Here is a 23,001-nt window from a genome sequence, read left to right as displayed (position 1 = left end):
TCTCCCCTCGGCCGGTCACGAGGACCGCCCGACCGCCATCAGCAGCGACGCCTGACACTGAGGACGAATCTACACCGACCGGCCCGGTGGGCCCCAGCGGGCCGGAGAAGAAGTGCCGACCGGATTCGGGCCGTCCGGCGGAGGGGTTCAGGGCCTTTCGGTCTTTTGGTCGCCCCCTCGTGTGGAGAAGGATGCGGTGGGATCGGGTCGCGCGTGCGATCCCACAGGACCGACGGCACGAAGGAGAACCCAGTGACCAGTCCGGCAGGCCCTCCCGGTGGCGGGGGCACCAGCGGGGGCGGGCGCCTGAAGCTGCTCGCCGTGACCGCGTGCCCCACGGGGATCGCGCACACCTACATGGCCGCGGAGAAGCTCCAGCAGGCCGCCGAGCGGCTCGGCATCGACATCAAGGTGGAGACCCAGGGGTCCATCGGGGCCGAGAACGTACTGGATGACAACGATGTCAGGGAGGCGGACGGGATCATCATCGCCGCCGACAAGGAGGTCGATCGCACGCGGTTCGCGGGCAAGCGGGTCCTGTCGACGGGGGTCGCGGACGGGATCCACCGGCCCGAGGAGCTGATCGAACGGGTGCGGAGCGCGCCGGTGCAGTCGGGGGCGACGTCGTCGGAGAATTCCGGTGGCGGCGGCAACGAGCGCAGCACCGCGTACAAGGCGCTGATGAACGGCGTCTCGCACATGATCCCGTTCGTGGTGGTGGGCGGTCTGCTGCTCGCCGTCTCGATCGCGCTCGGCGGCCACTCGTCCGCGAAGGGCATCACCTTCGACGAGGGGTCGTTCTGGTTCTACGTGAACGCCCTCGGCGGCCTCGGCTTCCAGCTGATGCTGCCGATCTTCTCGGGGTACATCGCCTTCGCGTTGGGTGACCGGCCGGCGCTGGTGCCGGGCATGCTCGGCGGATTCCTGGCCGCGGAGGCCACGACCGTCTACGGGGCGGAGGCGACCGCGGGGTTCCTCGGCGCCATCGCGACGGGCTTCCTCGCCGGCTACCTGGTGATCTGGATCAAGAAGGTCAAGGTCCCGAGGTTCGTCCAGCCGATCATGCCGATCATCGTGATCCCGATCGTCTCGACGCTGGCCCTCGGTCTGCTCTACATCCATGTGATCGGGCAGCCGATCTCCTGGGTGTTCACACACCTGACCGACTGGCTGAACGGGATGACGGGCTCCAGCGCGATCGTGCTCGGCGCGCTGATCGGCCTGATGATCGCCTTCGACATGGGCGGCCCGGTCAACAAGACGGCCTTCCTCGTCGCCGTGGGGCTCACCGGCACGAACAACGCCGTCATGGGCATGGCCGCCGCCGCCATCCCGGTCATGCCGCTGGGGCAGGGCCTGGCCACGCTGCTGCGGCGCCGGCTCTACAGCGATCAGGAGCGGGAGACCGGTATCGCTGCTCTCTTCATGGGCTTCTTCGGCATATCCGAGGGCGCCATCCCGTTCGCCGCCGCGCGACCGGCGCAGGTCATCCCGGCGAACGTGCTCGGTGGCGCCGTGGCCGGCGCCGTCGCGGGCATGGCCGGGGTCGAGAACTCGGTGCCGCACGGCGGTCCGATCGTCGCGCTGTTCGGCGCGGTGAGCGGGCTCGCGATGTTCTTCGTCGCCATCGCCGCGGGTGTCGCGGTCACCGCGCTGACGACCAACGCGCTGATCGGGCTCAAGGAGCGGCGGGGCCGCTCCGCCGAGCCGGTACCGGGCGCGGTGCCCGAGCCGGTGCTCGTCGGGGTGGGCGCCGGTGCGGGGGGCGCGGCCGAGGGGTCGGTCCCGGCCCCGCGGACCGCCGGTGCCGGTGCCTCTGCCGCTGCCTCTGCCTCTGCCTCTGCCTCTGCCTCTGCCGCGAAGGCGACCGCGACCGCGACGGTCGTGGCGGGGCCTTCGGCCGGCGCGGACGACGGTGGGGCCGAGGTGCTCTCCGGCTACCTGACCGCGCGGACCGTGAGGACGGAGCTGGTCGCGGACACCAAGGAGGCGGCGATCCGCGAGATGGCGGAGATGCTCGCGGCCACCGGCAACGTCCGTGACGTGGAGGAGCTGGTACGGGTCGCCCTCGCCCGGGAGGCGCAGGGGACGACGGGGCTCGGCGAGTCGATCGCGATCCCGCACGCCAAGACGGACGCGGTCACCCGGCCGACGGTGGGCTTCGCCCGGTCCGACGAGGGCGTCGAGTGGGGTTCGCTGGACGGGACGAAGGCCCGCCTGGTCTTCATGATCTCGGTGCCGGAGGCGGCGGCCGGTGACGAACACCTGCGGATCCTGGCCCTGTTGTCGCGCAAGTTGATGGACGTCGACTTCCGGGCCCGATTGCAGTGCGCACCGGACGAGCGGGCCGTCCTCGCGGTGCTGCGCGAGATCGCGTAGCCGGGGGCGGGACGTGCGAAGGCCGCCGCGGCCGGTGGGGCGCGGGGGCCTTCGTACGTTCTCGGGTGTGTCAGTGGGCGGGATCGCCGCCGGGGGTGGCGGCGGGGTTGGCGCCGGCCTCGGCGGCCTCGGCGTTGTAGATGTCCGGCTCCAGGTAGATCACCCGGGCGATCGGGACCGCGGCGCGGATGCGGGCCTCGGCCTCGTTGATGGCGTTGGCCACCTCGGTCGCGGTGTCGTCGTGCCGGACGGCGATCTTCGCGGCGACGAGCAGTTCCTCGGGGCCGAGGTGCAGGGTGCGCATGTGGATGACGCCGGTGACCACGTCGCCGTCGACCAGGGCGGCCGTGATCTTGTCGACGTCCTCGGTGCCGGCGGCCTCGCCCAGCAGCAGCGACTTGGTCTCGGCGGCGAGCACGATGGCGATGATGATCAGCAGGACGCCGATGCAGAGGGTGCCGATGCCGTCCCACACGCCGTCGCCGGTGGCCAGGGCCAGACCGACGCCGCCGAGGGCGAGGACCAGACCGATGAGCGCGCCGAGGTCTTCGAGGAGGACGACGGGGAGCTCGGGGGCCTTGGCGCGCTTGATGAACTGGCCCCAGCTGAGCGAGCCGCGGATCTCGTTCGACTCCTTGATGGCGGTGCGGAAGGAGAAGGACTCCGCGATGATCGCGAAGACGAGGACGCCGATCGGCCAGTACCACTGCTCGATCGGGTGCGGATGGTTGATCTTCTCGATGCCCTCGTAGATGGCGAACATGCCACCGACGGTGAACAGCACGATGGACACCAGGAAGGCGTAGATGTAGCGCTCGCGCCCGTACCCGAAGGGGTGTTGGGGCGTGGCCTCGCGCTTGGCCTTCTTGCCGCCGAGGAGCAGCAGCCCCTGGTTGCCGGAGTCCGCGAGCGAGTGGACGCTCTCCGCGAGCATCGACGACGAACCGCTGAAGACGTAGGCCACGAACTTGGCTACGGCGATGGCGAGGTTGGCGGCGAGTGCCGCCACGATCGCCCTGGTACCGCCCGACGCGCTCATGGGTGCTGGGTGTCCCTTCCTCGATGCGGCGCCCCAGGGCCGGGGCGCCGCGCTACGGCCGCATATTGTCGCAGCCGCCGGTAGGGACGGTACGTCAGACCACGACGGTGGCGCGGAAGACGGTACCGCTGCCGGACAGTTCGGCCTTTTCGCCCGCGGGGACGAAGACGGACCGGCCGGGGGCCAGGGTCAGTTCGCCGGCCTTCGGGGAACCGGCGGTGCAGAGCAGGATCTGCGGGGTGGTGTCGGGGAGGAGTTGCGGGGCGCCGCCGGGGGCGAGGAGGAAACGGGAGAGCCGGAACTCGTCGATGGGGGTCTCGTAGACCTCCTCGGCGCCGCCTTCGGGGCGCTGCACGGCGGGGTCGCCGGACTCGAACCGCACGATCTTCAGCAGTTCGGGCACGTCGACGTGCTTGGGGGTGAGGCCCGCGCGCAGCACGTTGTCGGAGTTGGCGAGCAGTTCGACGCCGAGGCCGTCGATGTAGGCGTGCGGGACGCCGGCGCCGAGGAACATGGCCTCGCCGGGCTGGAGCCGTACGTGGTTGAGCAGCATGGCCGCGATGACACCGGGGTCGCCCGGGTAGTCGTGGACGAGGGCCGCGTAGGGCGCGTAGGGCCCGCCGAGGCGGTCGGCGGCGGCGGCCGCCTCGGTGACCGTGCGGGCCATCTCGGCGCGGTCGGCGGTGAGGACGGCGGTGAGGACCTCGCGCAGCGCGGCCTCTTCGGGGTGCGCGTGCAGCAGGTCGACGTACGGCTTGAGGGAGTCGACCTCCAGGCCGGCGAGGAGGTCGGCGGTCTCCAGCGGGGCGCGGAAGCCGCACAGTCCCTCGAAGGGGGTGAGGGCGCAGATCATCTCGGGTTTGTGGTTGGCGTCCTTGTAGTTGCGGTGGGCCGCGTCGATCGGGACGCCTCGGCGTTCCTCGTCCTCGTGGCCCGCCCTGGCCTGTGCCAGGTCGGGGTGGACCTGGAGGGAGAGGGGGGCGCCGGCCGCGAGGATCTTGAAGAGGAAGGGCAGTCGGGGGCCGAACCTGGCCACGGTGGCCGCGCCGAGTTCGCGGGCGGGGTCGGCGGCGATGACGTCCGCCAGTGTGGTCTCGCCGGCTCCGCGGTCGAGGCGGGAGGGCGCTCCGGGGTGGGCGCCCATCCACATCTCGGCCTGGGGTTCGCCCGTCGGCTCGATCCCGAGGAGGGCGGGGATCGCGGTGGTCGATCCCCACGCGTAGGGGCGGATGGTGTTCGTCAGACGGTCCATCGTCGTCTTCCTGGGTCGTGATGTGGGGCTGGGCAGGCGGGCACGGGTGTGCCTCAGCGGTGTCCCCCCGACGCCAACGCCAGGTAGGCGGTGGCGAAGTCGGTGATGGCGAGGAGTTCGGCGAGCTGTTCCAACTCGGTTCCCTCCTCGGGTTCGAGTTCGCTGATGGCCGTGTCGTGGCCGAGGGCGAGTTCGCGGGCGGCGGGTGCGGCGCTGAGTCCGCCCGTGGGTCGGTCGCGCAGCAGGACGACGCGGGCGCGCATCGCCTGGGGTTCGTCGACGCGGTCGCGGAAGAAGTCGTCGGGGTCGGCGCCGGCGGCGAAGGCCCCGGAGAGGAGCACTCCGTGGGCGGGCAGCGCCTCGGGGAGTTCGGCGGCGAGGGCGGGGCGCCCGGCGAGTTCGGCGAGGGTCGCGGCGAACCGGCGTCCGGCCGGGCCGGCTCCGGCTCCCTCGCTCCAGATGAGCGGGAGGGAGTCGGCGAGTTCGGTGGCGAGGGTCTTGGCCGGGTTGGAGTAGGTGGCGATCGCGGGGCCGCAGCGTTCGGCGGTGCGGTCGAGCCGGTCGGCGACGAGCAGGAGCGTGTCGGGTGCGGCGGTGACGAGTCCGACCTTGTCGAGGAGGACGAGGAGCGGGGTGAGCAGGGCCCACAGGGCGCCGGGGCCGGCCGCGGCGGATTCGTCGTACTCCTGGTAGGGGGCTCGGGCCATCGGTACGAGCACTCCGTGGGCGCCGTCCACGGCCTCGCTCAGCGGGGAGCGTTCGGGGGCGACGGCGACGACGGTGCAGCCGCGCCGGTAGGCCTGCTCGGTGAGGACGGCCAGTCCGGGCTCGGTGCCGTCGGTGGTGGCGACGAGCAGCAGGTCCACGGGACCGGCCCAGCCGGGCAGGGTCCAGCGCAGTGCGCCGGCGGCGTGTGCGACGCCGGTGGGGTGCAGGCGGGTGACCGGTACGGAGGCTCCGGCGAGGGCGCCGAGGAGGTCGGCGACGCCGGTGGCGGCGGTGCCGGGGCCCGCGATGAGCACGGCGCGGGGGCGGCCGTCGGGCCGCAGGTCGGCCAGGCCGGCCTCGGCGGCGTGCCGGGCGGCGGTCCGGACCCTGGCTCCGGCGTCGGCGGCGCCGCGGAGCAGGCCGCGGCGGTCGGCGCGGGCGAGATCGTCCGGTGCGTCGAGGATGGACTCGTCGAGCATGGCGGCCTCCGGCTGTGGGTGGACGGACCCGGGGGCGAGGGCCCAGGGGGACGGAACCGGTCTCAGCGTCTGCGCGGGCGGGTCAGGCGGGGCGGCGGGCCTCGTCCACGAGGAGGACCGGGATGCCGTCACGGACCGGGTACGCGAGGCCGCAGTCCTGGCCGGTGCAGATCAGCTCGGGGGTGTTCTCGTCGGCCGACTTGTCGTCGAGGGGCGAGTGGCAGGCGGGACAGGCGAGGATCTGCAGGAGGCCGGCTTCGAGCGGCATGGGGCGCTTCCCTTCGAACATGCGGATTGGGCGAGGTCAGCGTACCGCCGGGCCGCGTGTGACGCGGCCCGGCCCGGTGATGCCGAGGCGCTTCTTGTCCGGCGGGTGACTACGCGCGGACGAGTGCGAGGACCTCGTCGCGGATCTTTTCGAGGGTCGCGGTGTCGCGGGCCTCGACGTTCAGGCGCAGCAACGGCTCGGTGTTGGACGGGCGCAGATTGAACCACCAGTCGGCGGTGGTCACGGTGAGGCCGTCGAGTTCGTCGACGGTGGCGCCGTCCCGGGAGCCGTAGGTCTTCCTGACGAGGGCGGTGCGGCCGGCCTGGTCGGCGACGGTCGAGTTGATCTCGCCGGAGCCGACGTAGCGGTCGTAGGAGGAGACCAGGTCGGAGAGGGTGCCGGGCTGGCCGCCGAGGGCCGCGAGGACGTGGAGCGCGGCGAGCATGCCGGTGTCCGCGTTCCAGAAGTCCTTGAAGTAGTAGTGCGCGGAGTGCTCGCCGCCGAAGATGGCGCCGGAGGTGGCCATCTCCTGCTTGATGAAGGAGTGTCCGACGCGGGTGCGGACGGGGGTGCCGCCGTGTTCCTTGACGACCTCGGGGACGGACCAGGAGGTGATCAGGTTGTGGATCACGACGCCGGTGCCGCCGTTGCGGGCCAGTTCGCGGGCGGCGACCAGGGCGGTGATGGCGGAGGGGGAGACGCCCTCGCCGCGCTCGTCGACGACGAAGCAGCGGTCGGCGTCGCCGTCGAAGGCGAGTCCGAGGTCGGCGCCCTCGGCGAGCACGCGGGCCTGGAGGTCCACGAGGTTCTTCGGGTCGAGGGGGTTCGCCTCGTGGTTGGGGAAGGTCCCGTCGAGTTCGAAGTACAGGGGGACGAGGTCCAGCGGGAGGCCTTCGAAGACGGTGGGGACGGTGTGTCCGCCCATGCCGTTGCCGGCGTCGACGACGACCTTGAGGGGGCGGATGGCGGTGAGGTCGACCAGGCCCTTGAGGTGGTCGGCGTACCCGGTGAGGGTGTCCTGTTCGGTGACGGTGCCCGGGACGGTGTCGGCAGGGACGGCGGGGGCGCCCTCGTCGGTCCACTTCTCGACGAGTTCGCGGATGGTGGCGAGACCGGTGTCCTGGCCCACGGGGGCGGCGCCGGCGCGGCAGAGCTTGATGCCGTTGTACCGGGCCGGGTTGTGGGAGGCGGTGAACATCGCGCCGGGCCGGTCCAGCGTGCCGGAGGCGTAGTACAGCTGGTCGGTGGAGCACAGTCCGATCAGGGTGACGTCCACGCCGCGGGCGGCCGCGCCGCGGGCGAACGCGGCGGAGAGGCCGGGCGAGGAGGGGCGCATGTCGTGGCCGACCACGATCGCGGTGGCGCCGGTGACCTCGACGAACGCGGCGCCGAAGAGTGCGGCCAGCGATTCGTCCCACTCGTCGGGCACGACGCCGCGCACGTCGTACGCCTTGACGATGTTCGAAAGATCTGCGGCCACTGCCTGCCCCCCTGAAGGATCCGTGCGGTGGGGCAAACCTACCCTGTGCCCGGATCGCCCTTTCGGACGAGCCGAGGGGGGATCGGCGGGTCAGGAATCGGGCGAACGCAGGACGCGCAGGTGTCCTCGCCGGGTTTCGCCGGGGGTGGGGGCGCCGGGTCCGGAGCCGCCCGCCTGGGCCGCGCGGTCGTGCGGGCGGGCCGCCTCGCGCACGGCGTTGGCCAGGGCTTCGAGGTCGTCGCCGCTGGGGCGGGAGGGGGCCGAGCCGTCGGTCAGCCGCACCACGTCCCAGCCCCGGGGGGCGGTCAGGCGCTCGGAGTGCTCGGCGCACAGGTCGTAACAGTGGGGTTCGGCGTAGGTGGCGAGCGGGCCGAGAACTGCGGTCGAGTCGGCGTAGACGTACGTCAGTGTGGCGACGGCAGGGCGGCCGCACGCGGTGCGCGAACAGCGACGTACAAGGCTCACGACGTTGGACGGTACCGCACTCTTGACCGGGCCGCGACGACTCCCCCACCGGGCACGCCCCCGTGTCGCCCTGAACGGGCCCCGACCCCGGCCGGATTGCTCGCGGTACGACATGGGGCCGTGGCCGCCGGGAGGCCCTGCCGGGGGCAGGGTGACGGCTACCCTGCGAGGGTGACGGACAGCCCGCTGAAGCCCCCGATTCCCACGAGTCCCGAAGGGACCCCCCACGAGCCGAGGCCCCGGCGGCGCGACCGCCACGGGCGGGGGATGCGGGGGCCGGTGGCGCCACCTCAGGTACCGCTGGCGGCGAGCCGGGCGGAGCTGTTCGGTGATCTCGTACGGGATTCCGTGGAACGGTTGGAGCGGCGCTGGACGCAGCTCGCCGAGGTGGAGTTCGTGGTCGCGGACGTGCCGGGGCCGCCGGGCGGCGCGGACGGTGGTTGGAACGACGAGGCGGTGCCGCTCGGCGGGCTGGTGGAGGCCCGGGACGGGCGACCGGCCCGGATCGTGGTGTTCCGGCGGCCGGTGGAGATCCGGGCGAAGGGGCGCGACGAGAAGGCCATGCTGGTCCACGAGATCGTGGTGGAGCAGGTGGCGGAGCTGTTGGGGCTCTCGCCGGAGATCGTGGATCCCCGCTACGGGCAGGACTGAGGGCCCGCCCACCGCTGCTTCCCGCGGGGTTCCGCCGGGTGCCGGCGGAGCCCCGCGCCGGTTCACCTGGTCAGGATCGAGAGGTCCTCGACGGCCTTGGGGACCGCGACCGTGGAGAGGTCGTCGCCGAAGGGCTGGATCGTGAACATGGGGATGCCCTCGTGCGGCAGGGTCAGCGTGCGGGAGGCGTACACGGGGCCTCCGGAGAGGGTTTCCAGCGTCAGGGCGTAGGCGCCCTTCGCGCCGGTGGGGGCCGGCGGCGGGGACACGGCCAGGGTGGTGCCCGCCTTGACGGTGACTTCCTTGACGGTGGGTTCGCCGCCGTCGGTGCCCGGTGAGGCCGTGACGCGGACCTTCGCGTCCCCGCTGCCCGCCGCGGTGAGGGCGAGCAGGGTCGCCTTGTCGTCGAGCCGGTTGTCCGCGACGGTGGCCCGCGCGCCCACGGGGGCGGTGGCGGGGAGGAAGCCCAGCTCCTGCTTGGCGCCGGTGCCGCGGACCACGCGGACGGCCGCGACGACCGGGGTGGCCTTCTTCGGGTCCGCGGGGGTCAGGTGCAGGGAGCCCACCTCGCCGCGGGTGACGTCCTTGAGGTCCACGCTCGCCGTCATGCCGGCCTTGACGTGGACCTGCTCGTTGCCGGCCGGGCTGATGGAGCCGCCGGGGCCGGCCAGTCGGAGGTTGAGGTCGGCGTCGTCCTCGCCGGGGGCGAAGGCGACGAGCCGGACGGAGGTGGCGTCCGCGGGGATGCCCGGCAGGACGAGGCTGCCCGTGGGTCCGGTGGACGCCGGCAGCCAGTCGACGCCGACCCCCTCCTCGGCGATCTGCGCGGTGGCGCCGACCCGGCCGGTCACGACGGTGACGCGGGCGGTGAGGTCGGTGAGCTGGGTGCCCGGGAGGAAGTCGGACAGCATCACCTTGGCGCTGGCGCGGGGGTCGACCTTGTAGGGGAGCCGTTCGGGGCTGCCGGGCTTGTCCTTGAGCAGGCCGTCCGGGCCGTACAGCTTCACCTGGACGGTGGCCTCGGTGTCGTCCGGGTTGGTCAGGTGGATGGAGTCGAGGCGGCCCTTGGCGCTGCTGAGGGCGGGGAACCAGAAGTCGGTCCCGGGCGGGGTGCAGGCGACGCCGAGGAGGCCTCGGGACTGGCCCACCGCGACCTTGGTGGTCTGTTGGGCGGTCCAGCCGGGGGCCATGACCCCGTCGGCGGAGCCGGTCAGCGGGGGTGCCTCGGCGCCCGAGGCGGCGGCTCCGGCGGGCTTGCCCGGTTCCTTCGGCTGTACGACGGGCTTGCCGTCCCTGGTGAGGAGCCGGGCCGTTCCGGGGGCGCCCGGCTTGCCGGGGGTGATCGAGGTGTAGGTGGTCTCCGCGATGTCCGAGGTGCTGGGGGCCGGGCACGTCAGCACGGACCGTTCCACGGGCATCCGGGAGGCGCCCGCGGCGCCCTCGGCGGCCGGGGCGGCGGGGGCGGTCAGTGAGGCGACGCCGGTGACGGCGGCCAGCGCGGCGGCCACCGCCGCGAGCGTCAGGGGTGCGCGCTGCTTCACTGCTGGGGGCTCCCGTCCGGACGCGGTTCGTGCTGTCCGTAGGTGTTCTCGTACGGCTCGTACTGGTACGGGTACTGCTGTTGCTGCTGCTGGTAGGGGTCGTGGGGCGGGTACGGGTACGGCTCGGCGTACTGCTCCCGGGTGGGCTCCTGCGGGGTCTGCTGCTGCTCGTACGGGTAGTCCTGGTACGCGTACTGCTCCTCCCCGTACGCCTGCTGCGCGGGGATCTGCGCGTACGGGTCGGCGACGGCGGCCGTCGGGGTCGCGGGCCGCTGTTCGGCCTCGGCCTCGGCGCGCAGGCGGCGGGCGCGCCGGCCTTCCCCGGCGGCGTCGGCCTGGGCGGGGACGGCGGCGTCCTCCTCGGGGAGGTCGTCGTCGAGCCGGGCGCGGCGGCCCGGCAGGGCCATCACGAGCAGGACCAGCGCGAGCAGGCCCTGGGCCCAGTGCCAGGCGTCGCGGCCGGCGGCGTCCTCGTGGACGAGGTCCAGGCGGCCTTCGCCGGCGGGCAGTTCGAAGCCCTGGGCCCAGCCGTCCACCGTCTTGGCCTTGAGCGGCTTGCCGTCGACGGTGGCCCGCCAGCCCGGGTCGGCCCGGTCGGCGATGCGCAGGACCCGGCCCTCCTCGCCGGCCGGGATGGTGGTGTGGACCTCGACGGGTCCGGCTTCGATGGCGACGGGGGCCTGGCCTTGGCGGCCGGGGACGATGACGGCGCGGGCCGGGGCCCGTTCGACCTCCCAGGAGGCGACGTCGTCGTCCTGGACGGCCTTGAGGCCCGGGGTGGCGTCGAGTACCTGGCGGAAGTGGTCGGGCGCGCCGGGCTGGAGGACGACGTAGCGGACGGCGAAGTCGTCGAGTTGGGCGGACTGGTCGGCGCCGGAGCCGGAGACGAGGCTGGAGACGACCTTGACGAGGCGGGGTTCGGAGCCGGCGCCGGCGAGGAGTTCGGCGTCGCCGAGGCGGGCGCCGGAGCCGCGGACCAGGCTGTAGGAGACGGTGGCGGGCGAGTCGCCGGTCAGGACGAGGGTGCGGGTCTGGTTGGTGTCGCCGCTCAGGTAGGCGGCGGCGGCCGGGACCTGGGCGGGGTCGCGGCGGGTCAGCGGGCCCTCGGCTCCGGAGAACATCCAGCCGGCGGCGGCGAGCAGCGGGCCGACGGCCGCGGCGAGTCCGACGAGCGCGGCGAGCGGTTGGCGCCAGCCGAAGCTGCTGGCGGCGACCCGGTACTTGGCGCCGTCGGCGCCGAGCAGGGCGGCCGCGAGGAGGCCGATGCCGTAGACGAGGGTGGCGGGGCCGGCCCAGGTGTCGCGGTTGAGGAGGACGGCGAGGAGCAGCCCGGTCAGGGCCGTGGCCCAGGCGACGCGGACGGCGAAGCGCCGGTCGGCGCGCAGCAGGGCGGCGAGCGCGGCGAGCAGGACGCCGATCAGGAGCAGCCCGCCGCCGGCGCCGGGGCCGCCGGGGCTGATGCCGAGCAGGTCGAGGGCGCCGGCGCGGGCTCCGTAGGGCAGTCCGGCCTCGCGCAGGAAGCGGGTCGGGTGGCTGAGCAGGCCCAGCGACCAGGGGGCGAGCACGAGGAGCGGTACGCCGAGGTTGGCGAGGAGGCGGGGTCCGTACGTCTTCCAGCGCGCGCGGCGGGTGACGAGCGCGGCGGCGCCGAGGACGAGGGCGAGCGGCCACACGACGGGGGTGAAGGCGGTGGCCAGGGTCAGCAGCAGGGTGTACGTCCACAGCGCCCGCCAGCTGCCTTCGGCGGCGGGTCCGCCCAGGCCGAAGGCGGTGACGGCGGCGCGGGCGATGAGCGGGAGCAGGACGGCGAGGACGGCGGTGCCGAGGAGGCCGCCGGCCAGGGCGCCGGTGACGGCGGGGAGGAAGGCGTAGGCGACGGCGGCCCAGGCGCGCAGGAGCCGGGATTCGACGAGCGGCCGGGACGCGAAGTAGGCGGTGAGGCCGGCGAGCGGGACCGAGCAGACGAGCAGCAGGGTCAGGGCGGCCTGGGTGGAGCCGAACAGCAGGCCGGCGACGGCGCCGAGCACGGCGAGGTAGGGCGGGGCCCCGGTGGTGGTGCCGAGGCCGACGGGCTGCCAGTCGGTGGTGTAGGCGCGCCAGAGGTCGAGGCCCCGGTCGGGGGCGGGGAGCAGGGCGCCGCCCATGAGGGAGCCGCCGAGGAGCAGGGAGCGGCAGGCGACGAGGGAGACGAGCAGGAGCAGGGCGAAGAGGACGGGGGCCGGGTTGCGGGCGATCCGCTTGAGCCGGGCGAACTGTTCGATCTCCAGGTAGTCGGCGTCGTCGCCGCCAGGGCCGGATTCGATGGCTCCGCCGTGTCTGCTGACGCCGGCGGCGTCGCTGTCGCGGTCGGCGCCGAAGTACCCGGCGAGTTGTTCGACGTTGGCGCGCAGGGTGGCGCCGGGCGGCGGGAAGAGCGGGCGCAGTTCCTTGGCGGGGACGACGGCGCCGCGGCGGGCCTTGCGGGCGGCGAGGATCCGGCCGGGGCGGAGCAGGGTGGCGAGCAGGCCGGTGAACTCGTCGACGGCTTGGCCGGGGGCCTTGCCGACGAGGTAGCCGAAGGTGCGCAGCACGGTGCCGAGGAGCAGCCGCAGCAGGACGTACGGCAGGGCGCGGCCGGAGCTGTTGGTGAGCACGGTGTAGACGGCGCCGGCCTTGTCGACGCGGTGGGCTCCGACGGCGGAACGGCCGGCGCAGTCGACGGTGCGGCGTTCGCGGGCGGCGGCCTCGGCGTGCCGCATGACGGCGTCGGGGGCGACGAGGACGGTGTGGCCGGCGCTCTGTACGCGCCAGCACAGGTCGACGTCGTCGCGCATGAGCGGGAGTCTGCGGTCGAAGCCGCCGAGGGCGTCGTAGACGTCGCGGCGCACCAGCATGCCCGCGGTGGAGACGGACAGGACGGGGCGGATCTGGTCGTGCTGGCCCTGGTCCTGTTCGCGGCGGTCGAGTCCGGTCCAGCGGCGGCCGCTGCGGGCGATGGTGACGCCGGCTTCGAGGAGCTGCTTCTTGTCGTACCAGCCGCGCAGTTTGGGGCCGATGACGGCGGCCTCGGGGTTCTCCTCGGCGACGCGCAGCAGTTCGGCGAGGGCGTCGGGTTCGGGGGCGCAGTCGTCGTGGAGCAGCCAGAGCCACTGCACCGGTTCGCCGTGGGGGAGTTCGGGGAGGTCGTACGCGTCGTCCCGCCAGGTGCGGCTGACGGGGTCCCAGCCGCTGGGGCGCTTGAGGTAGGGAAGGTCCTCGGTGGTCGGCACGCCGGCGGTGCGGGCCGCTTCGTCGACGGCGGTGCCGAATCCGGTGCGGCGGGCCAGGTGCAGGACCCGGTCGGCGCCGAGGGCCTCGGTCAGCAGTCGCGCGGATTCGTCGGCGCTGCCGGTGTCGGCGGCGACGTGGTTCTGCGCGGGGCGTTCCTGGCCGAGGAGTCCGGCGAGGGTGCGGGGGAGCCAGCGCGCGCCGTCATGGGCGACGAGGACCGCGGTGACGACGTGCCGGGGGAACTCGGGGGTGGCGGCGCCCTGGTGGGAGGCCGACGAGTTGCTGTGCAGGGACATCGCGGTACGGGCCCTCCGGCCGGGGGTCCGGGGGTGGTGTGCCCTCGGAGGCTGCTGGACAGCGCCCCACACTAACGGCTCGGAACACAGCGGTCCGCCTCCTGCGGGGAAGGTGCGGGAGGCGGACCGTTTGCTCTGTTCGTCCTGCGGTTCGGCGCGCGGTTCCGGACGGGGCGGATCCGCGGGTGGATCGTACTGCGGGCCGGTCTTCGGGAGGGTCGGCGGCCGGTGTGCCGGCGGATATGAGGTGCGGGGTGCCGTCGGCGCCGGGCAGCCGGCGCGCGGTGCGCCTCAGACCGCCGCCTTCTTCAGGCGACGGCGCTCACGCTCGGACAAACCGCCCCAGATACCGAAGCGTTCGTCGTTCGCGAGGGCGTATTCAAGGCATTCGGAGCGGACCTCGCAGGCGAGGCAGACCTTCTTGGCTTCGCGGGTGGAGCCGCCCTTCTCGGGAAAGAAGGACTCGGGGTCGGTCTGGGCGCAGAGTGCGCGCTCCTGCCATCCGAGCTCCTCGTCCGCCTCCTCGACCAGCAGTTCCTGAAACAGCTCGGTCATGTGCGCCCCTCGCTCTGTCTGTGCGTCCCCGTGGTGTTGCCGTCACTGATCGCTACGTAACGACACGAGTGAAATTACAAGTGGGGGGCTCCAGCGCAGTCAAGCCGAGATCTGCTATTGGGCCCCTTATTCACTCTGCGGAACCAAGCGTATGCAGTAAGTGTTCATATCGCCAAAAATCGTGACACATGCCACTGGCCTGAAAGCGGCGCCCGAAACGGCACCCCGCCCTCACCCGTAGCCGACGTGACTCCGCGTGACGTGGTTGCGATCCGTCCCGAGATGCGGTGCGGATCACAGTCAGGTCACGAGTGGCGCCAGTTGGTTTGAATTGCGGTTGATGCGACTCTCGGGGCGGCACATGCCCCGGTCCCCCCTGCACAAACCTTTCTCCGGACGCAGTAACCGGATGAGGTGAAACTTTTGCCTTAATCCGGACATTGGGTTGACAGTCCGACCCCTCGCCGGTTCTCCTTGTACGCATGTCAGCGCCCGCAGCCGCCACCTGGACCCCCATTCGTGGGTTCCTGCGCGCTGCCCAGGTTCGCTGTTGCTGTTGCAGCTGTTGATGCCACCGGAGCCACGGCTCCCCTGAGCACCGGCTCCCCACAGCAACCGCCAGCACGACTGACATCCGTCGAGGAATCCCCCGATGAACAGCACCACCGCCCCGCACCCCACCGCCGCGGCCCCCACCGTTCCCGCCGTCGTGGCGCCCATGGTCGAGAGCGACCTCCAGATCGCCGGCGACATCCTCTCCGTACAGCACCTCCTCCAGCCGGCCCGCGAACACCCGACCACCGTCGCCGAGTTCGTGGGCCTCGCCCGCTCCATCGCCGAGAACCGCGCGGAGTGGGAGCACCTGGTCCAGTACGACGCCACCACCCGCTGGTACCACCGCCTGCGCACCGGCCCCGGCTACGAGGTCTGGCTGCTCAGCTGGGTCCCCGGGCAGGGCAGCGGCCGGCACGACCACGGCGGCTCCTCCGGCGTCCTGACCGTCCTGGACGGCGAACTCACCGAGCACGCCCCGCGCGGCCCGCTGACCCTGCGCGCCGGCTCCCAGCGCGTCTTCGCCCCCGGCTACGCCCACGAGGTCGTCAACGACGCCCTCGACGGGGCGGTCAGCCTGCACGTCTACTTCCCCGGGCTCACCGAGATGCCGATGCACAGCTGCTCCCCGGCCAGGCCGGAGGCCCTTTCCGTCTGATCGACGGTCGCCCGGCCCGGCCCACCCGTCACCCGACCACCGCCCCTCGACGGGCGGCCCGCGGCTGACAGACTGTCCGCATGCGCATTGTTGTTCTGGCCGGCGGCATCGGCGGCGCCCGTTTCCTCCGCGGACTCAAGTCGGCGGTCCCCGAGGCGGAGATCACGGTCATCGGCAACACCGGTGACGACATTCACCTGTTCGGGCTGAAGGTGTGCCCCGATCTGGACACCGTGATGTACACCCTCGGCGGTGGCATCAACGAGGACCAGGGTTGGGGACGCACCGACGAGTCCTTCACCGTCAAGGAGGAACTCGCGGCGTACGGGGTCGGACCCACCTGGTTCGGCCTCGGCGACCGCGACTTCGCGACCCACATCGTCCGTACCCAGATGATCGGTGCGGGCTACCCGCTCAGCGCCGTCACCGAGGCCCTCTGCGACCGCTGGCAGCCCGGGGTCCGGCTGCTGCCCATGTCCGACGACCGGGTCGAGACGCACGTCGCCATCACCGAGCCCGGCTCCGGCGAACGCCGCGTCATCCACTTCCAGGAGTACTGGGTCAAGATGCGCGCCGCGGTGGACGCGGAGGCCGTCGTACCCGTGGGCGCCGAGCAGGCCAAGCCCGCGCCCGGCGTGCTGGAGGCCATCGCGGCCGCCGACGTCATCGTCTTCCCGCCGTCCAACCCGGTGGTCTCCGTCGGGACCATCCTCGCCGTGCCCGGCATCCGGGAGGCGGTGGCCTCGGCCTCGGCCCCGGTCGTGGGCCTCTCCCCCATCGTCGGGGGCGCCCCCGTGCGCGGGATGGCCGACAAGGTGCTGGCCGCCGTGGGCGTCGAGTCCACCGCCGCGGCCGTCGCCCTGCACTACGGCACCGGCCTGCTCGACGGCTGGCTGGTGGACACCGCCGACGCGGCTGCCGTCGCCGAGGTCGAGGCCGCCGGCATCACCTGCCGTGCGGTCCCGCTGATGATGACCGACCTCGACGCCACCGCGGCGATGGCCCGGGCGGCGTTGGAGCTGGCGGAGGCCTCCCGGTGACCGTTCCCTCCTACGAGGTGCGCGCCGTCCCCGGGATCCCCGAGGTCGCCCCGGGCGACGACCTGGCCGCGCTGATCGCGGCGGCCGAACCGGGGCTGCGCGACGGGGACGTCCTCCTGGTCACCTCGAAGATCGTGTCCAAGGCGGAGGGCCGGATCGTGCGGGCCGACTCCCGCGAGGACGCCATCGACGCGGAGACCGTCCGCGTGGTCGCCCGCCGGGGCGCCCTGCGGATCGTCGAGAACCGCCGCGGCCTGGTGATGGCGGCGGCCGGCGTGGACGCCTCGAACACCGCCCCGGGCACGGTGCTGCTGCTCCCCGAGGACCCGGACGCCTCGGCGGCGGCGATCCGCGAGGGGCTGCGGGCCGCGCTGTCGGTGGACGTCGGGGTGATCGTGACGGACACCTTCGGGCGGCCCTGGCGCTCCGGGCTCACCGACGTGGCGATCGGCTCGGCCGGCGTGCGGGTGCTGGACGACCTGCGCGGCGGCGCGGACGCTCACGGGAACCCGCTGAGCGCGACGATAGTGGCCACGGCGGACGAACTGGCCGCGGCCGGCGACCTGGTCAAGGGCAAGGCCTCGGGCCTTCCCGTGGCCGTCGTGCGCGGGCTGTCGCACCTGCTCGGCGAGGGGTCCTCGGCAGCCGACCTGGTCCGCCCGTCCGTCGACGACATGTTCCGGCTGGGGACCTCGGAGGCGGTACGGGAGGCCGTGACGCAGCGGCGTACCGTACGGGCCTTCACGGACGAGCCGGTGGACCCGGGCGCGGTCCGCCGGGCGGTGGCGGCGGCCGTGACGGCCCCGGCCCCGCACCACACGACGCCGTGGCGGTTCGTGCTGCTGGAGTCGGCCGCCGCGCGGCTGGAACTCCTGGACGCGATGCGGGACGCGTGGATCGACGACCTGCGGCGGGACGGCAAGTCCGAGGAGTCCGTCGCGAAACGGGTGCGGCGCGGCGACGTGCTCCGCAACGCCCCGTACCTGGTCGTGCCGTGCCTGGTCATGGACGGGGCGCACGACTACGGGCACGCGCGCCGGGACGCGGCGGAGCGGGAGATGTTCGTGGTCGCGATGGGCGCGGGCGTCCAGAACTTCCTGGTCGCGCTGGCCGGGGAGCGGCTCGGCTCCGCGTGGGTGTCCTCGACGATGTTCTGCCGGGACGTGGTGCGCAAGGTGCTGGCGCTCCCGGAGGACTGGGACCCGATGGGGGCGGTGGCCGTGGGCCACGCCGCCGCGGCTCCGGCGGAGCGGCCCGCGCGGTCGGCTTCCGCGTTCGTCGAGGTGCGCTGAGGGGGCGCCGGGTCCGGTGCGGATCCGGCGCCGGGAAGGGGTCGCGGGGCATACCCGCGGCCCCTTTCCGCGTACCGGGGGTGCGGCGCCTGCCGGGGGTGCGGCGCCTGCCGGGGTGGGGGGTCAGAGGCGGCCGATGTCCGTGCGCGGCATCTTCGGCGTGCGGCGGGGCGGGGTGCGGCCCGCCAGCAGGATGAGGCGGGCCGCGCGGTGGCGCTGGCCCTCGTACGGGGCGAGGAGCTCCAGCATGGCCGCGTCGTCGGCGTCCCGGTCCCCGGCGAGGGCGTACCCGACGATGCCCGGCAGGTGGAGGTCCCCGGTGGTGACCGCGTCGGCGGCGCCGTTGCTGCGCTGGAGGGTCTCGGCGGAGGTCCAGGGGCCGATGCCGGGTACGGCCTCCAGCCGTCGGGTGGCCTCGGCGAGGTCCATGGCGACGGCCTCCTCCAGCCGGTTCGCGACCCGGGCGGCGCGCACGATGGTGGCGGAACGCTTCGAGTCGACGCCGGCCGTGTGCCAGTCCCAGGACGGGATCATGGCCCAGACGCGGGCCGTCGGCATCACGTACAGGTCCGGGCGCGGGCCGGGGGCGGGCTCGCCGTGGCGACGGACCAGCCGGCGCCAGGCGCGGTAGGCCTCGTCGGTGGTGACCTTCTGCTCCAGGACGGTCGGGATCAGCGACTCCAGGACCAGCCCGGTCCGGGTCAGGCGCAGTCCGGGACGGCGGCGGTGGCTGGCGTGCACGAGCCGGTGCCGGGGCACGAAGGCGGCCGGGTCGTCGGCGGCGCCGAGGAGTTCGGGCAGCCGGTCGAGGACCCAGTCGGCGCCCGGCCCCCAGGCCTCGGCGCCGACCTTGCCGTCGGCGCCGGCGACACGGAGGGTGGCGGGCCCGTCGGGGGTCCGGCTGGTCTTCCAGACCGAGCCGTCGGGGCTGGTGCGGAAGGTGGGGTCGGCGGGGCCGCGCCGGAGGGGGCCGAGGGTGAGGCCCAGGTCGACGGGGCCCTCGGGGGCCCAGATCCGGCTCCGGGCGTCGATCGCCTCTCCCGGCGTGTGACCCCGGCCCGCGGGCACGTCGGTGCGGCCGCCGCGGATCGCGGTGCGGGTGAGGGGGTCGAAGCGGCCGGCCATGCCTTTGAGCGTAGCCGGGTGGGGGGTGGGGCGGGGCCGGGTCGTTCGTGGGCCCCGCCCCGGGCCCCGGGACTGGGGTCGGCCCCGCCGGGGCCCCCGGGACCGGGGCGGCCGGGGTCGCGCGGCGCCGTGGCGCGGAGCGGCCCCGGCTGCGCCGGGCTTTCGGGGCTCCGCCCCGAACCCCGCGCCTCAAACGCCGGCGGGGCTGGATTCGGCCGGGTCGGGGCCCGGTGGGTCAGCGGCCCTGGAGTTTGGCCGCGGAGGTGCGGGCCGGAGGGAGTTGGCCGTAGAGGAGGCGGCCCGGGCATTCCGTGGCGAAGCCGTCGCGGTGGCCCGAGATGACGTTGAGCTTCACGTTGCGGCCCTTGGCGTACAGGTTGCCGCCGCCCGACTTCAGGGTGGCCTTCGCCCGCGGGTCCGCCCCGAAGAGGCCCAGCTTCCAGGCCGTGAGCCGGGCGACCGCGTTGACCGAGGCGGCCGGCGGGGTCGTCGAGGTGTACGAGCCGATCACCGCGATGCCCATGCTGTCGGTGTTGAAGCCCATGGTGTGGGCTCCGAGCACCGGCTTCGCGACGCCGCCCGCCCGGCCCTCGTAGACGGTGCCGCACTTGTCGACGGCGAAGTTGTAGCCGATGTCGCGCCAGCCGCTGCTGACCACGTGGTAGCGGTACAGGCTGCGCAGGACCGCCGGGGCGTCCTTGCAGGCGTAGTTGTTGCCGGAGGCCGTGTGGTGGACGAAGGCGGCCTTGACGGTCTTGGTGTAGACGAAGCCCTTCTCGCGCAGGCCCTCGTCCGCACCCCAGCCCTTTCGGGTGACGATGCGGGGGCGCGGCCCGATGTACGGGCGCCCCGCGGCGGCGAGGGACTCGTCGGCCAGGACGGCGTCCGCGGTGGAGTCGGCCTTGTTGAGTGCGGTGATCTCGTCGGCGCCGATCGGGGCGAGCGGGACGTTGGCGGAGGAGGACTCGGCCATCTCCATCGTCATGCCGGGGAGGAGGACGGGTTCGCCCTTGTCGTCGCCCTCGGGGTCCTCGTCCGGGTCGTCGTCCTTCGGGCCGGCGTTCTTCCCGTCGATGGTGACCGGTGGCGTCTGCGCGCCCGGGTCGACGAGTTCGATCCGCATCCCGGACGGGAGGCGGGACGGGGCGCGGGTGGTGGTGGCGCCCGTCTCGGCCTGGACGCGGACCTCGATGCCGTCGGACTCGCCGACCCACAGGGGGGCGGTGCTGCCGCGCACGCGGCCGGATCCGCGTTCCACGGTGTCGGGGTCGGCGGCGTGTTCGCTGTTGTGGGTCTCGACGTCCTGCCAGTCGGACCAGGTGGACGTCTTCACGGAGCGGGTGCGGACCTGGACCCGGCCGAGGAGTTGGGTGCTCGCGTCGTCCCAGACGACGCCGACCAGCGAGAACGTCTTGACCTCCCGAGCGGTCAGGCCCCGCGCCTCGGGAAGGCGCGGCGCGGTGCTCATGCCGGGGGTGCCGGAGGTGCGGTCCGCCGTCGGTCCGAGCGGGACGAGCCGCAGTGACTGGGTGGACCCCGCGGGGTTCACGGGGGCGACCGCCACCGCGGAGGGGGTGGCCAGGGCGGGAGTGGGGAGCGCGAGCGGCATGGCCAGCGCGGCGGCCGTCGCGACGCCGATCGAGGAAGCAAGGAATGCACGCATGAAAGGATGCTCGGCGCGCGCACCGCCGGGCGCCATCGGAGAACTGACGCCCCGTCCGGTACGACGCCGATACCCCTCCCCCGTACGGGGGAGTCCGGGGCCGCCGTACGGACGAGGGCGCCGCGTACCCTGTGGCGGGTGAACGCCACTGACCGCACCCCTGCCGACCTGCTGCGATCCGCGCTCGCCGCCGATCCGGGCCGCCCGCTCGTCACCTTCTACGACGACGCCACGGGCGAGCGCGTCGAATTGTCCGTCGCCACCTTCGCCAATTGGGTGGCCAAGACCGCCAATCTGCTCCAGGGCGACCTGGGCGCGGAGCCCGGCGACCGGCTCGCGCTGCTGCTTCCCGCGCACTGGCAGGGCGCCGTGTGGCTGCTCGCCTGCGCCTCCGTCGGGGTGGTCGCGGAGGTGGGCGGGGATCCGGCCGCCGCGGACCTCGTCGTGACCGGTCCCGACACGCTGGAGGAGGCCTCCGCGTGCGGGGGCGAGCGGGTCGCGCTCGCCCTGCGTCCGCTGGGCGGCAGGTTCCCGCAGCCGCCCGCCGGGTTCGCGGACTACGCGGTGGAGGTTCCGGGGCAAGGCGACCGGTTCGTCCCGTTCCAGCCCGTGGACGCCGACGGTCCGGGGCTCGTGGTGGGCGGCGAGGAGCTCTCGTACGCGGACCTGATCGCGCGCGCCCGCGAGGACGCGATCACGCTCGGCCTCGGCGAGGGTTCCCGGGTGCTGTCCGGGCTGGGGTACGACACCTGGCAGGGGTTGTCGGCCGGCCTCTTCGCGCCGCTGGCCGCCGGCGGGTCCGTGGTGCTGTGCCGGAACCCGGACCGGCTCTCGCCGGACGGGCAGGCGCAGCGGGTGGAGAGCGAGCGGGTCACCCACACCGTCTGAGTCCCCCCTCACCTGCGCCGCATCGTGACCACATCGGGCGATTTGTCACCCACACGGCCCAGTACAAGGGGTCGCCCCCGGGCCGCCTCGGCGTCTCGGGGGCAGGATCGGCACAGGCCCATCCACCCGTGCGGCCTCCCGGTACGGCGAGGGGACGGAACGCCAGTGACGGACAGCGCAGGCATACCGGGCGGCGACGCGGCCGGGGGGCCCCGGAAGCCCCCGCACGGCCGCAGGCGCCGACTGCTGCGCCTGACCGGACTGGGCGCGGCCGTGTTGGTGCTGGCGGGGGCCGGTGGCGGCTGGTGGCTCTATCACAAGCTCGACGGGAACATCACCGAGGACACCTCCGCCGCCGCCGAGCTGGAGCGGTACGAGCGGGAACGCCCGACGCACCTCGCGAACGGCTCCCAGAACATCCTGCTGATCGGCTCGGACTCGCGTTCCGGCAAGGGGAACGCGAAGTACGGGCCGGACCGCGGCACCCAGCGCTCGGACACCGTGATCCTGCTGCACCTGCCGGCCGACCGGAAGAGCGCGGCGGCGGTCTCGATCCCCCGGGACCTGATGACCGAGGTGCCCAGTTGCCTCAAGGCGGACGGGCAGCGCACCCGCGAACAGCTCGCGCAGTTCAACTGGGCCTTCGAGTGGGGCGGGGCCGCCTGCACGATCCGTACGGTCGAGAAGCTCACCGGGATCCGGATCGACCACCACATGGTGGTGGACTTCGTCGGCTTCAAGCGGATGGTGGACGCCGTCGGCGGAGTGGAGGTCTGCCTCGGGCGCCCGGTGAACGACACGGAGGCCAAGCTGAGGCTGCCGGCCGGCCGGAACCTGCTCCGGGGCGAGCAGGCCCTCGGTTTCGTGCGGGCCCGCCACAGCCTGGGCAACGGCAGCGACACCGACCGGATGGAGCGGCAGCAGCAGTTCCTCGGTTCGCTCGTGAACAAGGTGCAGAGCAACGGGGTGCTGCTGAACCCGACGCGGCTCTACCCGCTGCTGGACGCGGCGACCTCCTCGGTGACCACGGACCAGGGGCTCGCCTCGCTGCGAGGACTGTACGAACTCGTCCGGGGCGTAAGGAACATACCGACCGAGCACATAACGTTCCTCACGGTTCCGCGCCGACCGTACCCTTCCAACCCGAACCGTGACGAACTGGTACAGCCCGAGGCCGGCCGACTGTTCGGACAACTGCGCGCGGACAAGCCCTTGAAGGTGACTCCCCCGCCGCCCATGGAGGAGCGGGAGCGCAACGAGCTGACCTCGCACGCCCGAACGGCGTCTCCCGAACCCAGTCCCAGCGCAACCGGCACGGGCCCCGCACCCGTCCCCACCTTCACGGGAACCACCGCGGACGCGGCCGACTGCCGGTAAAGCAATCCAAAAGGCCGGTGCCGAACCTGGCCGGTTGGGCGCTT

At 73.6% G+C, this 23,001-nt stretch carries 18 protein-coding genes; 7 read left to right on the top strand and 11 right to left on the bottom strand.

What is annotated here, in order from left to right:
• The first annotated feature begins 252 nt into the window (after nucleotides 1–252).
• Complete coding sequence (locus OG906_RS20810; RefSeq protein ID WP_329444812.1) at nucleotides 253–2,379, top strand: fructose-specific PTS transporter subunit EIIC; 2,127 nt, start codon at nucleotides 253–255, stop codon at nucleotides 2,377–2,379.
• A gap of 70 nt (nucleotides 2,380–2,449) precedes the next feature.
• On the opposite strand, the gene OG906_RS20805 is transcribed toward OG906_RS20810, so the two are convergent.
• The 6 genes from OG906_RS20805 to OG906_RS20780 all read right to left on the bottom strand — a co-directional run bounded on the left by OG906_RS20805 (nucleotide 2,450) and on the right by OG906_RS20780 (nucleotide 8,070).
• Entirely contained in the window at nucleotides 2,450–3,418 is a 969-nt protein-coding gene (locus OG906_RS20805; protein ID WP_329444810.1) for a cation diffusion facilitator family transporter, read from the bottom strand.
• 94 nt (nucleotides 3,419–3,512) lie between these two features.
• Nucleotides 3,513–4,670 (bottom strand): mannose-6-phosphate isomerase, class I, encoded by a 1,158-nt coding sequence (manA, locus tag OG906_RS20800; protein WP_329444808.1) that lies wholly within the window; start codon nucleotides 4,668–4,670, stop codon nucleotides 3,513–3,515.
• Nucleotides 4,671–4,723: 53 nt separating this feature from the next.
• Nucleotides 4,724–5,857 (bottom strand): SIS domain-containing protein, encoded by a 1,134-nt coding sequence (locus tag OG906_RS20795; RefSeq protein ID WP_267796144.1) that lies wholly within the window; start codon nucleotides 5,855–5,857, stop codon nucleotides 4,724–4,726.
• Nucleotides 5,858–5,939: 82 nt separating this feature from the next.
• On the bottom strand, nucleotides 5,940–6,125 hold the full coding sequence (locus OG906_RS20790; RefSeq protein ID WP_267796145.1) for a Trm112 family protein: 186 nt from the start codon (nucleotides 6,123–6,125) through the stop codon (nucleotides 5,940–5,942).
• Between the two features lie 109 nt (nucleotides 6,126–6,234).
• The gene (locus tag OG906_RS20785; RefSeq protein ID WP_267796146.1) at nucleotides 6,235–7,605 is read right to left on the bottom strand and encodes a phosphomannomutase/phosphoglucomutase; all 1,371 of its coding nucleotides are present in this window, start codon (nucleotides 7,603–7,605) and stop codon (nucleotides 6,235–6,237) included.
• A 90-nt stretch (nucleotides 7,606–7,695) separates the two neighbouring features.
• Entirely contained in the window at nucleotides 7,696–8,070 is a 375-nt protein-coding gene (locus tag OG906_RS20780; protein ID WP_053681310.1) for a DUF3499 domain-containing protein, read from the bottom strand.
• Between the two features lie 267 nt (nucleotides 8,071–8,337).
• On the opposite strand from OG906_RS20780, the gene OG906_RS20775 reads away from it, so the two are divergent.
• Nucleotides 8,338–8,721, top strand: a complete 384-nt coding sequence (locus tag OG906_RS20775; protein ID WP_267796237.1) for a metallopeptidase family protein — start codon at nucleotides 8,338–8,340, stop codon at nucleotides 8,719–8,721.
• A 62-nt stretch (nucleotides 8,722–8,783) separates the two neighbouring features.
• On the opposite strand, the gene OG906_RS20770 is transcribed toward OG906_RS20775, so the two are convergent.
• The 3 genes from OG906_RS20770 to OG906_RS20760 all read right to left on the bottom strand — a co-directional run bounded on the left by OG906_RS20770 (nucleotide 8,784) and on the right by OG906_RS20760 (nucleotide 14,362).
• Nucleotides 8,784–10,262, bottom strand: coding sequence for a DUF5719 family protein (locus OG906_RS20770; RefSeq protein ID WP_329444805.1), 1,479 nt, complete (start codon nucleotides 10,260–10,262; stop codon nucleotides 8,784–8,786).
• Nucleotides 10,259–13,807 (bottom strand): glycosyltransferase family 2 protein, encoded by a 3,549-nt coding sequence (locus OG906_RS20765; RefSeq protein WP_329444803.1) that lies wholly within the window; start codon nucleotides 13,805–13,807, stop codon nucleotides 10,259–10,261. The genes OG906_RS20770 and OG906_RS20765 overlap by 4 nt, the downstream gene beginning before the upstream one ends.
• Nucleotides 13,808–14,098: 291 nt before the next feature.
• A complete protein-coding gene (locus tag OG906_RS20760; RefSeq protein ID WP_003983763.1) occupies nucleotides 14,099–14,362 on the bottom strand; it encodes a WhiB family transcriptional regulator in 264 nt (87 codons plus the stop codon).
• A gap of 718 nt (nucleotides 14,363–15,080) precedes the next feature.
• On the opposite strand from OG906_RS20760, the gene OG906_RS20755 reads away from it, so the two are divergent.
• From OG906_RS20755 to OG906_RS20745, 3 genes are all read left to right on the top strand, one after another.
• Nucleotides 15,081–15,572, top strand: coding sequence for a cysteine dioxygenase (locus OG906_RS20755; protein ID WP_329448082.1), 492 nt, complete (start codon nucleotides 15,081–15,083; stop codon nucleotides 15,570–15,572).
• Nucleotides 15,573–15,652: 80 nt separating this feature from the next.
• A complete protein-coding gene (gene cofD, locus OG906_RS20750; protein ID WP_267796150.1) occupies nucleotides 15,653–16,612 on the top strand; it encodes a 2-phospho-L-lactate transferase in 960 nt (319 codons plus the stop codon).
• On the top strand, nucleotides 16,609–17,904 hold the full coding sequence (locus tag OG906_RS20745) for a coenzyme F420-0:L-glutamate ligase (protein WP_267826124.1): 1,296 nt from the start codon (nucleotides 16,609–16,611) through the stop codon (nucleotides 17,902–17,904). Before cofD ends, OG906_RS20745 begins: the two co-directional genes overlap by 4 nt.
• Nucleotides 17,905–18,027: 123 nt before the next feature.
• Here OG906_RS20745 and OG906_RS20740 read toward each other — a convergent pair whose 3' ends face one another.
• Entirely contained in the window at nucleotides 18,028–19,029 is a 1,002-nt protein-coding gene (locus tag OG906_RS20740; RefSeq protein WP_329444800.1) for a DNA-3-methyladenine glycosylase family protein, read from the bottom strand.
• Nucleotides 19,030–19,264: 235 nt separating this feature from the next.
• A complete protein-coding gene (locus OG906_RS20735; protein WP_329444798.1) occupies nucleotides 19,265–20,692 on the bottom strand; it encodes a peptidoglycan recognition protein family protein in 1,428 nt (475 codons plus the stop codon).
• A 138-nt stretch (nucleotides 20,693–20,830) separates the two neighbouring features.
• Here OG906_RS20735 and OG906_RS20730 point away from each other — a divergent pair, with 138 nt between their 5' ends.
• Together OG906_RS20730 and OG906_RS20725 are read left to right on the top strand one after the other, a co-directional pair.
• The gene (locus OG906_RS20730; protein ID WP_329444797.1) at nucleotides 20,831–21,580 is read left to right on the top strand and encodes a TIGR03089 family protein; all 750 of its coding nucleotides are present in this window, start codon (nucleotides 20,831–20,833) and stop codon (nucleotides 21,578–21,580) included.
• Nucleotides 21,581–21,745: 165 nt separating this feature from the next.
• On the top strand, nucleotides 21,746–22,957 hold the full coding sequence (locus OG906_RS20725) for an LCP family protein (protein WP_329444795.1): 1,212 nt from the start codon (nucleotides 21,746–21,748) through the stop codon (nucleotides 22,955–22,957).
• Nucleotides 22,958–23,001: the final 44 nt, after the last annotated feature.

This window comes from Streptomyces sp. NBC_01426 (assembly GCF_036231985.1).
In the GTDB taxonomy this organism is placed as follows: domain Bacteria; phylum Actinomycetota; class Actinomycetes; order Streptomycetales; family Streptomycetaceae; genus Streptomyces.
This window is presented reverse-complemented; position numbering and strand designations above follow the sequence as displayed.